This is a genomic window from Enterobacter sp. 03-F-07-AD-ECC (assembly GCF_047530935.1).
Classification (GTDB): domain Bacteria; phylum Pseudomonadota; class Gammaproteobacteria; order Enterobacterales; family Enterobacteriaceae; genus Enterobacter; species Enterobacter cloacae.
Genome location: NZ_JBLKBZ010000002.1, coordinates 338,174 through 351,405 on the forward strand (window position 1 = coordinate 338,174; position 13,232 = coordinate 351,405).

At 55.3% G+C, this 13,232-nt stretch carries 13 protein-coding genes; 6 read left to right on the top strand and 7 right to left on the bottom strand.

The window, feature by feature from the left end; genetic code table 11:
* Positions 1–89 precede the first annotated feature (89 nt).
* Positions 90–3,203 (top strand): multidrug efflux RND transporter permease AcrD, encoded by a 3,114-nt coding sequence (acrD, locus tag ACMWKA_RS04430; RefSeq protein ID WP_246931975.1) that lies wholly within the window; start codon positions 90–92, stop codon positions 3,201–3,203.
* A 109-nt stretch (positions 3,204–3,312) separates the two neighbouring features.
* Here the strand turns inward: acrD and ypfM are convergent, their stop codons facing one another.
* On the bottom strand, positions 3,313–3,372 hold the full coding sequence (gene ypfM, locus ACMWKA_RS04435; RefSeq protein ID WP_015572204.1) for a protein YpfM: 60 nt from the start codon (positions 3,370–3,372) through the stop codon (positions 3,313–3,315).
* Between the two features lie 387 nt (positions 3,373–3,759).
* Here ypfM and ACMWKA_RS04440 point away from each other — a divergent pair, with 387 nt between their 5' ends.
* Genes ACMWKA_RS04440 through ACMWKA_RS04450 form a run of 3 tightly spaced genes read left to right on the top strand, consistent with a single transcriptional unit; the run spans position 3,760 to position 5,470 of the window.
* Positions 3,760–4,110, top strand: a complete 351-nt coding sequence (locus ACMWKA_RS04440) for an ArsC family reductase (protein WP_013098220.1) — start codon at positions 3,760–3,762, stop codon at positions 4,108–4,110.
* Positions 4,111–4,120: 10 nt separating this feature from the next.
* Positions 4,121–5,248 carry a succinyl-diaminopimelate desuccinylase gene (gene dapE / locus ACMWKA_RS04445; protein ID WP_013098221.1) on the top strand — a complete coding sequence of 376 codons (1,128 nt, stop codon included), beginning with the start codon at positions 4,121–4,123 and terminating at the stop codon, positions 5,246–5,248.
* Positions 5,249–5,272: 24 nt separating this feature from the next.
* Positions 5,273–5,470: a YpfN family protein gene (locus tag ACMWKA_RS04450; protein WP_013098222.1), complete on the top strand. Its 198-nt coding sequence runs from the start codon at positions 5,273–5,275 to the stop codon at positions 5,468–5,470.
* Positions 5,471–5,561: 91 nt separating this feature from the next.
* Here the strand turns inward: ACMWKA_RS04450 and ypfH are convergent, their stop codons facing one another.
* The 6 genes from ypfH to dapA all read right to left on the bottom strand — a co-directional run bounded on the left by ypfH (position 5,562) and on the right by dapA (position 12,045).
* Positions 5,562–6,257 (bottom strand): esterase, encoded by a 696-nt coding sequence (ypfH, locus tag ACMWKA_RS04455; RefSeq protein ID WP_013098223.1) that lies wholly within the window; start codon positions 6,255–6,257, stop codon positions 5,562–5,564.
* 73 nt (positions 6,258–6,330) lie between these two features.
* The gene (locus ACMWKA_RS04460) at positions 6,331–8,304 is read right to left on the bottom strand and encodes a tRNA(Met) cytidine acetyltransferase TmcA (RefSeq protein ID WP_414760019.1); all 1,974 of its coding nucleotides are present in this window, start codon (positions 8,302–8,304) and stop codon (positions 6,331–6,333) included.
* Complete coding sequence (locus ACMWKA_RS04465; protein ID WP_029882266.1) at positions 8,304–9,173, bottom strand: neutral zinc metallopeptidase; 870 nt, start codon at positions 9,171–9,173, stop codon at positions 8,304–8,306. Before ACMWKA_RS04465 ends, ACMWKA_RS04460 begins: the two co-directional genes overlap by 1 nt.
* A 119-nt stretch (positions 9,174–9,292) precedes the next feature.
* Positions 9,293–10,006, bottom strand: coding sequence for a phosphoribosylaminoimidazolesuccinocarboxamide synthase (gene purC, locus ACMWKA_RS04470; RefSeq protein WP_008501631.1), 714 nt, complete (start codon positions 10,004–10,006; stop codon positions 9,293–9,295).
* A 109-nt stretch (positions 10,007–10,115) separates the two neighbouring features.
* The gene (bamC, locus tag ACMWKA_RS04475; protein ID WP_013098226.1) at positions 10,116–11,150 is read right to left on the bottom strand and encodes an outer membrane protein assembly factor BamC; all 1,035 of its coding nucleotides are present in this window, start codon (positions 11,148–11,150) and stop codon (positions 10,116–10,118) included.
* A 16-nt stretch (positions 11,151–11,166) separates the two neighbouring features.
* Positions 11,167–12,045, bottom strand: a complete 879-nt coding sequence (gene dapA / locus ACMWKA_RS04480; RefSeq protein WP_013098227.1) for a 4-hydroxy-tetrahydrodipicolinate synthase — start codon at positions 12,043–12,045, stop codon at positions 11,167–11,169.
* A 145-nt stretch (positions 12,046–12,190) separates the two neighbouring features.
* Between dapA and ACMWKA_RS04485 the strand changes: the two genes are divergently transcribed.
* On the top strand, positions 12,191–12,760 hold the full coding sequence (locus ACMWKA_RS04485) for a glycine cleavage system transcriptional repressor (protein WP_013098228.1): 570 nt from the start codon (positions 12,191–12,193) through the stop codon (positions 12,758–12,760).
* Positions 12,760–13,230: a thioredoxin-dependent thiol peroxidase gene (bcp, locus tag ACMWKA_RS04490; RefSeq protein ID WP_013098229.1), complete on the top strand. Its 471-nt coding sequence runs from the start codon at positions 12,760–12,762 to the stop codon at positions 13,228–13,230. The genes ACMWKA_RS04485 and bcp overlap by 1 nt, the downstream gene beginning before the upstream one ends.
* Positions 13,231–13,232: the final 2 nt, after the last annotated feature.

The following is a 13,232-nucleotide window of genomic DNA, read 5'->3' on the forward strand; positions in this document are numbered from 1 at the left end:
TATTTCTCCACGTTTGGTCTTCGTCTTGCCGCTAAAGTGATGCGGGCAATAAACAATAATGACGTGCAGCAAAACGAGGTCTCATTTTCATGGCGAATTTTTTTATCGATCGCCCCATTTTTGCCTGGGTACTTGCCATACTGTTGTGTCTGACAGGTGTCCTGGCCATTACTTCACTTCCTGTTGAGCAATATCCCGACCTGGCACCACCAAACGTGCGCGTCACGGCAAACTACCCCGGAGCTTCAGCACAAACGCTGGAAAATACCGTCACGCAGGTTATCGAGCAGAACATGACGGGTCTGGATAACCTGATGTACATGTCCTCGCAGAGTAGCGCCACGGGCCAGGCGACCGTCACCCTGAGCTTTACCGCCGGTACGGATCCGGACGAAGCCGTACAGCAGGTGCAAAACCAGCTGCAGTCGGCGATGCGTAAACTGCCTCAGGCGGTGCAGAATCAGGGGGTTACCGTACGTAAAACCGGTGACACCAACATCCTGACTATTGCGTTTGTCTCTACCGACGGCTCCATGGATAAGCAGGACATTGCGGACTACGTCGCCAGTAATATTCAGGATCCCCTCAGCCGTATTAACGGCGTCGGTGATATCGATGCTTACGGCTCTCAGTATTCAATGCGTATCTGGCTTGATCCGAATAAGCTGAACAGCTTCCAGATGACGGCAACCGACGTGACGGATGCCATTAAATCCCAGAACGCCCAAATTGCGGTGGGACAACTGGGGGGAACGCCCTCCGTCGATAAACAAGCGTTGAATGCCACCATTAACTCACAGTCGCTGCTTCAGACCCCGGAGCAGTTTCGCAACATTACCCTGCGCGTAAATCAGGATGGTTCAGAGGTCCGCCTGGGCGATGTCGCCACAGTAGAAATGGGGGCAGAGAAATATGATTATCTCAGCCGCTTTAACGGTAATCCGGCCTCCGGTCTGGGGGTTAAACTGGCCTCCGGGGCCAATGAAATGGCCACCGCGCAGCTGGTGCTGGATCGTCTGGATGAGCTGTCGCACTATTTTCCCCACGGGCTGGAATACAAAGTCGCCTACGAAACCACCTCCTTTGTTAAAGCCTCTATTGAAGATGTGGTGAAAACACTGCTGGAAGCGATCGCGCTGGTCTTCCTGGTCATGTACCTGTTCCTGCAAAACTTCCGCGCAACGCTGATCCCGACCATTGCCGTTCCGGTGGTGCTGCTGGGTACCTTCGCCGTGCTTTATGCGTTTGGTTACAGCATTAACACCCTGACGATGTTTGCAATGGTGCTGGCGATTGGCCTGCTGGTGGACGATGCCATCGTGGTGGTCGAAAACGTCGAGCGCATCATGAGCGAGGAAGGGCTTTCCCCGCGTCAGGCCACGCGTAAATCGATGGGACAAATTCAGGGGGCGTTAGTTGGCATCGCGATGGTGCTCTCGGCGGTCTTTATCCCGATGGCGTTTTTCGGCGGCACAACCGGCGCCATTTATCGTCAGTTTTCAATCACCATCGTCTCCGCAATGGTGCTGTCGGTGCTGGTGGCGCTGATCCTCACGCCTGCCCTCTGCGCCACCCTCCTCAAACCGCTACATAAAGGGGAGCAGCACGGTCAGAAGGGCTTCTTTGGCTGGTTTAACCGCATGTTCAACCGCAGTGCTGCGCGTTATGAAACCGCCGTCGGCAAGGTGCTGCACCGCAGCCTGCGCTGGATGATGATTTACGTTGTGCTGTTGGGCGGTATGGTGTGGCTGTTCCTGCATCTGCCGACTTCGTTCCTGCCGCAGGAAGACCGGGGGATGTTCATCACTTCGGTGCAGCTCCCGAGCGGGTCAACGCAGCAGCAAACGCTGAAGGTAGTTCAGAAGGTGGAGCAGTACTTCTTTACCAAAGAGAAAGATAACGTGGTGTCGGTCTTCTCCACCGTCGGCTCCGGCCCAGGCGGGAACGGGCAGAACGTTGCACGTATGTTTGTGCGCCTGAAAGACTGGGACGCACGCGATACGAAAACGGGCACCTCGTTTGCCATTATCGAACGCGCGACCAAAGCCTTCTCCCGTATCAAAGAGGCTCGCGTTTTTGCCAGCAGCCCACCGGCCATCAGCGGTCTCGGCAGTTCTGCCGGGTTTGACATGGAGTTGCAGGACCATGCCGGTGCGGGCCACACGGCGCTGATGGCGGCGCGCGACAAGCTGTTAGAGCTGGCCGGTAAAGATCCGGGTCTGACCCGCGTCCGTCACAACGGTCTGGATGACAGCCCGCAGCTGCAGGTCGATATTGATCAGCGTAAGGCGCAGGCGCTGGGCGTTTCCATCGACGACATCAACGACACGCTACAAACGGCGTGGGGTTCAAGCTATGTGAATGACTTTATGGATCGCGGTCGCGTTAAAAAAGTGTATGTGCAATCCGCTGCCCCATACCGCATGCTGCCGGACGATATTAACCGCTGGTATGTCCGCAACAATGCGGGCGGCATGGTGCCGTTCTCCGCCTTCGCCTCCTCGCACTGGGAGAGCGGTTCTCCGCGTCTGGAGCGCTATAACGGCTATTCCGCCGTTGAGATCGTCGGTGAAGCCGCGCCGGGCGTCAGCACCGGTACGGCGATGGACACCATGGAAAAGCTGGTGCAACAGCTGCCCGCTGGCTTTGGTCTGCAGTGGACGGCCATGTCTTATCAGGAGCGGCTCTCCGGGGCGCAGGCTCCCGCGCTTTACGCGCTTTCGCTGCTGGTGGTCTTCCTCTGTCTTGCGGCGCTGTATGAAAGCTGGTCAGTCCCGTTCTCGGTCATGCTGGTGGTGCCGCTTGGCGTGATCGGCGCGCTGCTCGCCACCTGGATGCGCGGTCTGGAGAACGACGTTTACTTTCAGGTGGGGCTGCTCACCGTGATTGGGTTGTCGGCAAAAAACGCCATTCTGATTGTTGAGTTTGCCAATGAGATGAATGCGAAAGGCCATGAGCTGATGGCGTCCACGCTGCATGCCTGCCGTCAGCGCTTACGTCCAATCCTGATGACCTCGCTGGCGTTTGTCTTCGGGGTGTTACCAATGGCAACCAGCTCAGGCGCTGGCTCCAGCAGCCAGCATGCGGTAGGTACAGGCGTCATGGGAGGAATGATTTCAGCCACGATCCTGGCCATTTATTTTGTGCCGCTGTTCTTCGTGCTGGTGCGTCGCCGCTTCCCGCTCAGGGAACGGCCTGAATAAGATAGTGAAAATAAAAAAGGCGGCTCAGTAGGCCGCCTTTTTACTGTGTGATTAATTCACACTATGGTTATTTTACTTATTTAAGTGCTCTTGCAATTCTTACTGAATGTCATTTACGAAGCATGCCTTCGATAAAATCTTTCCAGTTCCCCAGTTCACGTTCAATCATAACAACCTCTCTTATTATTATGCGCATTCTACGAAAACGTATCATCATTGTGAAGACAATTTAACCGATTGCTGTGATTGTACCCCGTCTGCGCGCTGGATTTATGATAAATATGAACGGAGAACCTTAAATTTTGTGTGACGGCCAGCAATATTTTGAAATAACCCTACGCATGGGTGAGTTTTATTTTACCCGCTGAGTTTACAGGCAATTTATACCTGATGGACATCTATGCTTAAATGATGAAAGAATATTCAGCGTACAGGTGTGAGTTGAATTAAAAAGAGGTGTTAATCCAGAGCGTTTCTGAATGTGTTATATTCCGTTTAAGGATATATCTTCGAATTTACTGAACATTTAATGGTCATAAGAACAAAAGGATTCAACATGGTTGTCATGTACGGCATTAAAAATTGTGACACGATCAAAAAAGCCCGTCGCTGGCTCGAAGCTAACAACGTCGAGTACCGCTTCCACGATTACCGTGCCGATGGGCTTGATGCAGAATTTCTGCATACCGCCATTAACGAACTGGGGTGGGAAGCGCTGCTGAACACCCGCGGCACGACCTGGCGCAAGCTGGACGAATCACTGCGTGCCAGCATCAAGGATGCCAACAGCGCAGCAAATCTGATGCTTGAAATGCCAGCAATCATCAAACGCCCATTGCTCTGCGCGCCCGGGCAGCCTATGCTGCTGGGTTTCAGTGAAACCCTTTATTCCGACTTTTTTCGTTGAGGTGTAGTTTATGTCATGCCCGGTCATTGAGCTGACTCAGCAGCTTATTCGCCGTCCTTCCCTTAGCCCGGACGACGCAGGTTGTCAGGCATTAATGATTGAGCGCCTGCGTGCCATCGGTTTTACCGTGGAGCGTATGGATTTTGGCGACACCCAGAATTTCTGGGCTTGGCGTGGCCAGGGCGAAACGCTGGCCTTTGCCGGGCATACCGACGTGGTTCCCGCAGGTGATGCGGACCGCTGGATCAACCCTCCGTTTGAACCAACCATCCGCGATGGCATGCTGTTTGGCCGCGGTGCCGCAGACATGAAAGGCTCCCTGGCGGCAATGGTTGTGGCGGCTGAGCGCTTTGTCGCCCAGCACCCGAACCATAAAAACCGTCTCGCGTTTCTCATTACCTCTGATGAAGAAGCCAGCGCCCATAACGGCACAGTCAAGGTAGTTGAGGCCCTGATGGCCCGCAACGAGCGTCTGGACTACTGTCTGGTCGGCGAGCCGTCCAGCACCGAGGTGGTGGGCGATGTGGTGAAAAATGGCCGCCGCGGTTCGTTAACCTGTAACCTGACCATTCACGGCGTACAGGGACACGTGGCGTACCCGCATCTGGCCGATAACCCAGTTCACCGCGCAGCGCCGATGCTGAGTGAACTGGTGAGCATTGAGTGGGACAAAGGCAATGAGTTCTTCCCGCCAACCAGCATGCAGATTGCGAACGTGAAGGCCGGAACCGGCAGCAACAACGTGATCCCGGGCGATTGTTTCGTTCAGTTTAACTTCCGTTTCAGCACGGAACTGACCGATGAGATGATCAAAGCGCGCGTTATCGCCCTGCTGGAAAAATATCAACTGCGTTACACCGTGGACTGGTGGCTTTCCGGCCAGCCGTTCCTGACACAGCGTGGCAAACTGGTGGATGCGGTGGTGAACGCCATCGAGCACTATAATGAAATTAAGCCACAACTGCTGACGACGGGTGGCACTTCAGACGGACGCTTTATCGCCCGCATGGGAGCTCAGGTTGTCGAACTGGGGCCAGTGAACGCGACCATTCATAAAATCAATGAGTGTGTAAATGCCGCGGATTTACAACTGCTGGCCCGTATGTATCAACGTATTATGGAGCAAATCGTCGCCTGACGAGCGCTCTGAGAGGAATAGCGAATGGATTGGCTTGCAAAGTACTGGTGGATTCTGGTGTTAGTGTTTCTGGTAGGCGTATTGCTTAACGTGATTAAAGATCTTAAGCGCGTTGACCATAAAAAATTCCTCGCCAACAAGCCGGATCTTCCGCCTCATCGTGATTTTAACGATAAGTGGGATGACGACGACGACTGGCCAAAGAAAGACCAGAAGAAGTAATCCCCTCACCCCCAGCCCCTCTCCCCAGAGGGGCGAGGGGTGCCATGTTCCCTCTCCCCTTAGGGGAGAGGGTTAGGGTGAGGGGAAATAATCACATAAACTCAACAATATCATCATCGTCCGGCTTACCGCCGCTGAGCGCTTCATCAAAGTAGTGCTTCGGTACGGTATAGCGCAGATGGTCGAGCGCAAACTGCATGCTGCGATCGTCAATCGCATGACCCAGATCGTCAACGATATCCAGCGTCACATCCCCACCTTCCCGGATCAGTGCTTCCTGGGCAGCTACGGCATGCGAAAGCTCAATCACCCGGTCTTCGCCACCGTGGATCAAGTGGATCGTTGTCTGCGTGGTCGCGCTCGTCGGTAGCGTCGCGAAACGGCCGTTAAAGGCAATCACGCGCGAAGCCAGACCCGGCTCTGCTTTCACGCTCTCCAGCGACATAATTGACCCCTGTGAAAAGCCAATCAGCGCGGTCGCGTCGGCACCGACGCCGCTCTGCTGCTGCCAGTAACGCACGGTTTCGATAAAGACCGGCATAATGGCATCAATACGCGCCTGACGGTTCTCTTCCGTCACGCCCTGAACGGAGAACCACTGCCGTCCGTCAGGGCCACACGGCTCCACGCCGCCGATACTGACAATCAGCGCCTCAGGAAAAACAGGTGCAAACCAGCGACCAATCTCTCCCATATTGACGGCGTTATCGCCAACGCCATGAAACAGCAACAGTAACTGTTTAGCCGGTTTGTCGGGGCTTTGAACAACAAAATGATCGTGTTTCATGGCGGTCTCCTTAATTGATGACCTGGATTCTACGCCTTGCGGAGGGAATGACCATGCCACTTTACTGAAGAAGTCATTGAAAAAATTGCCATTGCAAAATGTCACTTTTGAGCTGCTGACTGCGTGCTTTATCAAGACATTCAAGGGCCTGCGCCGTTTCAGCGCGTAATCTTGCCAGCACCGCTTTTCGCCCGGTGAGCGACAGTTCATCACTGAGCGCAGCGTCCTCTCTTCGTGCCTCAATTTTACCGCGCAGGGCCGGAAGCGGCAGATCGACGGCGAGCAGCAAACGCGTCAATGCGGCAACGGACGTAGCAAAGGGCCGGTGTGCAAAGGCAAAGCCTGCCAGCTCCAGCCAGTCGTCACTATTAAGGGTAGCTTCCCACTCATCTGCCACCGGGATCTTTTCGCCATTCCACAATGATAAGACGCGCGCATCGCGATGCAGGCGCAGCCGGGCCTGTTCACACAGACGATGCCCCGCCTCACTTTGCGGCAATAATGCCATTGCGGTATAGCAGCCGCTGCTGGCTTCGCGGTGGCTGCCTATCCGTACCAGCTCAAAGCCGCACTGCTGCCAGAAATGCCACAGCGCGTTGGTAAAGCCAAAGCTCACCGAGAGATAATCCTCCCCGCAGGCCTCGCGGATGAGCGCCCGGCCGATCCCTTCCCGTTGCCGGTGAGGGTGAACAGCGATGCGCGTGATCCGTCGACCTTTCAGCGTTGCTGCCAGAGGCGTGCCGCCATGCGCGGCCAGAGACTGCGCGACAAGGTTGCCGCGAGGTCGACGAAAACCCGCCCATACTGCGCGACTTAGCACCGGGCTTAACCCGCCTTCGTCTACCAGCCACAGCGCGCCCGCAATGACCGGGTCCGTTTGCGCGACGGCAACGTGCTGACCGGGGGCGTCCATCATACGGCGCAGATCCAGCGGCGAGGTACGGTAATGGGCCGCACAAAGCAGCTCGTAGACACTCGCGGCGAGTGCAGGCGTGTGCTCCCATGCGTCGGGGGCCAGAGAGGTCAGTTGCACCTCTCCTTTCGGCTGCTGGTCGATGAGCGTGTCGTCAAACAGCAGTGCGCTGGCGACAACCCGCTCAAGCGGACATCCCGCAGCCCAGCGAACGGGGGTGGATAAGGTATAACGCTGCAGGGCGCTGAACTGCGCGCAGAATTTAAGCAAAAACCCTCTTCCGGTTCCTTCATACCCTTGTACCGTCGTGGTTAACAGTACCCGTGGAAAGCGCGCAACCAGCTTCTCCAGCACAGGGCCGGGTATGGCCGCCGCCTCATCGACAATCAGCCAGTCGGCATGGTGTGAGAAGGCCAGCAGCGCATCCGGTGCCATAAAGTGAAAATGTTCACCCGCAAACCGTGCGATGACCTCCGTTGCTCCCTTTGCCGGTGCGGTGACAACTGCTCTGCCCTCAATGCTGTTCAGCAGCATGCCGGCAAGCGCCGACTTTCCCCGCCCGCGCGGGGCGGTAACGGCCGCAACGCCTTTCGGCATTGCACGAAGTGCCTGCAGGATCTCCGCCTGCTCGCGCTGGGGTGCACCGTTAGCGGGTTGCCAGTCAGGGGCATCAGGAAATGGAGGAAGGGTTAACGGCTGGTTTTGCTGCCAGACGATTGCATCGGGGTCGCGGGTAATCGTCTGACAAAAGTGGCGAATGAAATTCGGCGTGGGTATGGGTTCCGCGCTGTCGCTCCAGCGCAGGGAATCACTGTCGGGCGTGTCTGCCCACACCGCAAGCGGGGGGGCCAACAGTACCAGCAGGCTCCCGGCACGCAGCGTTCCGCTCAGGGCGGCAAAGGCTGAGACATCAAACCCGACGCGGGCATCAAAAACAGCATGCCGGAACTCGCGCCCCAGCAGCCCGCTTATCTCCCGGGAAGGGTTTTCATCCAGCCACACCCAATCCCCGGAAAGCGTATCACGCAGCGCCCCGGCCTGCGCCAGGGACCACTGCGCATCACCGCTGAGCACCACCAGCCGACGCTGGCCGGTGCGCTCAAGCTGGCTAATCAGTTGGTCAAACGCCAGCATTACATGGCTTTACCGAAGGTATTGCACTGCGCCGGGTCACCGCTGTCAAAACCGCGTTTAAACCAGGTGTAACGTTGTTCTGACGTCCCGTGAGTGAAGCTGTCCGGCACAACCCGGCCCTGGCTCTGCTGCTGGAGACGGTCGTCACCAATGGCCTCTGCGGCATTTAACGCCTCTTCCAGGTCGCCAGATTCCAGCACGCCCTGCTTCTGCATGCTGTTACCCCAGACGCCCGCGAAGCAGTCCGCCTGCAGCTCCATACGCACGGAAAGGCGATTGACCTCTGCCTGCGAGGCGTTTTGCTGAAGCTGGCGAACCTTAGGCTCAATGCCCAGCAATTTTTGCACGTGATGCCCCACTTCATGCGCAATCACGTAGCCCTGAGCAAAATCACCGTCGGCACCGAGTTTGCGTTTCATGTCATCATAAAAAGAGAGATCGATATAGACGGTGCTGTCTGCCGGGCAGTAGAACGGCCCCATCACCGACTGTCCGGTGCCGCAGCCAGTGCGGGTCGCACCACGGTACATCACCAGCTTCGGCTGTTGGTAGCTGCGCCCCATTTTCTCAAACTGCTGGCTCCACGTGTCTTCAGTGGTCGCGAGAATAACGGAGGTAAATTTGGCCGCTTCATCTTCATTTGGGTTGATGGAGCGCTGAGATTGCTGCTGTTGCTGCAGCGGCTGACCGGTCATTAACCCGGTGAGATCGACCCCGTAGTAACCCGCAACCAGCACCACAATCAGCAGAATGATTCCGCCTTTTCCGCTGGGTAAACGGAAACCGGGGCCACCCATGGAAGGGCCGCCACCGCTATCACCACGTCTGTCTTCTACATTGTCACTTTCACGACGCCCTTGCCAGCGCATAACTACCTCGAACTATTCCATTAATAATAGCTATGATCGTAGGCGGTTAACGGCAAGATTACCATAGGAAACAAAGGTAAGACGCCAAAGGATATGAACATCCTTTGGCGATGAGGGAGTTAGTCGAGCTTAACGCCTAAACGGTGAGCCACTGCTTCGTACGCTTCAATCAGGCCACCCAGGCTCTGACGGAAACGGTCTTTATCCATTTTATCCAGCGTTTCTTTGTCCCAAAGACGGCTGCCGTCCGGTGAGAACTCGTCGCCGAGTACCACTTCGCCTTTGAACAGACCGAACTCCAGCTTGAAGTCGACGAGGATCAGGCCAGCATCATCAAACAGTTTTTTCAGCACGTCGTTGGCTTTGTAGGTCAGCTCTTTCATGCGCGCCAGGTTCTCTTTGTTCACCCAGCCGAAGGTTTCGCAGTAGGAGTCATTGACCATCGGATCGTGCATGGCGTCGTTTTTCAGGAACAGATCGAACAGCGGTGGATTCAGCTCGATGCCTTCCTCAATGCCCAGACGCTTCACCAGGGAGCCCGCGGCACGGTTACGAATGACGCACTCAACCGGAACCATATCCAGTTTTTTCACCAGACATTCCGTATCGGACAGCAACGCTTCCATCTGAGTCGGGATACCCGCTTCGGCCAGTTTGGTCATAATGAAGTGGTTGAACTTATTGTTCACCATGCCTTTACGATCGAACTGCTCAATGCGTGCGCCATCCCCTGCTGACGTATCATTGCGGAACTCGAGCACCAACAGATCCGGGTTTTCCGTGCTGTATACGGTCTTCGCTTTGCCACGATACAACTCAGCTTGCTTCTGCATCTTGATTACTCCTGGTGTGATGATTTGTGTTCAAAACTGGGCATATTATGCCACGCACACGTTTGCGTAGCACGAAAATAAAAAGGGCTGGATTCACCAGCCCTCGTATTTATTTGCTGAATGCAGCCTGGAAGACCGCGACCAGCGCATCGTTCTGCGACTGGGTCAGCGTGTGACCTTTCGGATCGATAAACTGCAGGCTACTGCGGTTATCAAGGTCGCCTACCTGAATCTTGTAGTCGCCGGAAGCGAGTTGTGGATCGCGTGCACCCAGCTCCTGCCATGCGCTGTCGGACAGCGGCTTATACGTTGCGGTTATGCTACCGGTTGAACGCGTGCTGTCGGTCACCTTCATGCCCACTTTCTCCAGCGTCGCTGGCAGGCGCTGCCAGGTCTGGTTGAATGGCGCACGAACAACCAGCATTGGCAGGCCGGTATCATCCGCGCCGCTCTGGACATCAAACGTCATGCCGTTGCGGTTCTGTGAGGCGTTAGCCGCGTCTGTGGCGTTCTTATCCAGACCCGCCGCAATCACGTTCAGCATTTCAGTGCTGTAACGCTGCATAGAGGCAGCATCCGCCACCGGTTTACCCGCCTGCTCCAGGTTCAACAGCTTAACGGTAACTGCCTGCTGATAGCCCTGCGGTTTAACGGAGACTTGATAACGACCACGGTACTGCTGGTCTTCATCCAGACGGTTCCACTCGATCCAGTCGGTGGTTAACGTCTGGCTGGCGTCATCGCGCTTGTCAATCGTGTAGTTCTTCGACTGAATGACGCTCACCACCTGTGGCCACAGCGTGCTGCCACGTGCGCTTTCCACCATCAGAGACGCGGTATCACCGGTAAACTGGGTACGCGCCCCGCTCACCAGCGCCAGAGGCTGTGCTGGCGGACGAATATCAAGCGCTTTGCCCACCGGGCCGCTGCCGTTGGTCACGGGGATATTATAATCGCCGTTCTGAATCGGCAGGATCATGCCAGCCGGTGCATGAAGTTCAGCAAGCGGGGTCGCATCCAGATAGGATTCATCACCGCTCACCTGGCGCTTGTAGCGCGAGTCTGAACTACAGGCAGCGAGCAGCATAACAAGCGAAACACTCGCAACCTTCGCCAGGCGCGACTTCTGTACTGAATAAGCCATCAAATCTCCCTAAACTTTACAGCAAACCGGCATGCTTCAGCGCTGCAGTGACGATTTCACGACCGTGGTCGGTAATCGGTGTCATTGGCAGACGCAGCGTATCGGTTGCTACAAGTCCCAACTCCTTACATGCCCATTTCACCGGGATCGGATTGGGTTCGACAAATAATTTATTGTGCAACGGCATCAGACGTTTATTAATGAGACGGGCTTCATCAAAGTGACCTGCCGCCGCCAGCTTGCACATTTCCGCCATATCGCGGGCCGCAACGTTCGACGTTACGGAGATCACGCCATGACCACCGAGCTGCATGAAGTCCAGCGCGGTCGCATCGTCACCGCTCAACAGGATAAAGTCGTCTGAAACCAGCTCTTTGATCTGATGAACGCGGCTTAAGTTCCCTGTCGCCTCTTTAATCCCGATAATATTTTTTACTTTCGAGAGACGACCAACGGTTTCCGGCAGCATATCGCAGCCAGTACGGGACGGCACATTATACAGAATTTGTGGCAAGTCAGTATGTTCAGCGATGGCTTTGAAATGCTGGAACAAACCTTCCTGAGTAGGACGGTTGTAGTAAGGGGTGACCGTCAGACAGCCAACAACGCCGCTGTCGTTAAAACGTTGGGTCAGGCTGATCGCTTCTGCGGTTGCATTCGCGCCCGTTCCCGCGATGACCGGAATACGTCCGTCAGCCAGTTCGAGGGTCAACATCACCACATCGCCGTGCTCTTCGTGGCTCAGCGTTGCAGATTCACCGGTAGTCCCTACCGAAACGATCGCCGAGGTTCCATTGGCGACATGGTAATCAATCAGCTTCTTCATGCTTGACCGGCAGACATTACCTTTTTCATCCATCGGTGTTACAAGCGCGACAATACTTCCCGTGAACATGAGCCATCCTCTGTGCGAACAAGAGCCTCAATGGTACGTTTGGAACTGTAATAAAAGCAAGCGACCTGAGGCCCTCAGGCGGTTGTATGCATGTTTTTTTTATGCTTTCCTTAGGAAGACTTAACCAAGCAAAGGAAGAACAGGTTTGACAACCTCATCACAACATTACCTGGTTATCACTGCGCTGGGTGCTGACAGGCCGGGTATCGTGAACACCATTACCCGCCACGTGAGCAGCTGCGGCTGTAATATCGAGGACAGCCGTCTGGCGATGCTGGGCGAAGAGTTCACGTTTATTATGCTGCTGTCCGGGACATGGAACGCCATCACGCTTATCGAATCTACCCTGCCGCTGAAAGGCGCGGAGCTGGATTTGCTGATCGTGATGAAACGCACCAATGCGCGTCCGCGTCCGGCCATGCCTGCCACCGTCTGGGTACAGGTTGAAGTTCCTGATTCCCCTCATCTGATCGAGCGTTTTACCGCGCTGTTTGACAGCCATCAGATGAACATTGCCGAGCTGGTTTCCCGCACACAACCGGCTGATGAGAGTGCCGTTCCTACCCTCTTTATTCAAATCACCGCCCACAGTCCTGCATCACAGGATGCGTCAAATATCGAGCAAGCGTTCAAAGCCCTCTGTACAGAATTACACGCGCAAGGCAGTATAAGCGTCGTAAATTATTCGCAGCATGAACAGGATGGAGTTGAGTAATGAACCCACTGAAAGCCGGTGACATCGCACCGAAATTTAGCTTACCGGATCAGGATGGTGAGCAAGTAAATTTGACCGACTTCCAGGGACAGCGTGTTCTGGTCTATTTCTACCCGAAAGCCATGACCCCGGGCTGCACTGTGCAGGCCTGCGGCTTACGCGACAACATGGACGAGTTGAAAAAAGCCGGCGTGGAAGTGCTGGGCATCAGCACCGATAAGCCAGAAAAGCTGTCACGATTTGCTGAAAAAGAGCTGCTGAACTTCACGCTGCTTTCCGACGAAGATCATCAGGTCTGTGAGCAGTTCGGCGTCTGGGGCGAGAAGACGTTTATGGGCAAAACCTATGACGGCATTCACCGCATCAGCTTCCTGATTGACGCTGACGGTAAAGTGGAACATGTCTTTGACGACTTCAAAACCAGCAACCACCACGACGTGGTGCTGAACTGGCTGAAACAAAGTGCCTGAAA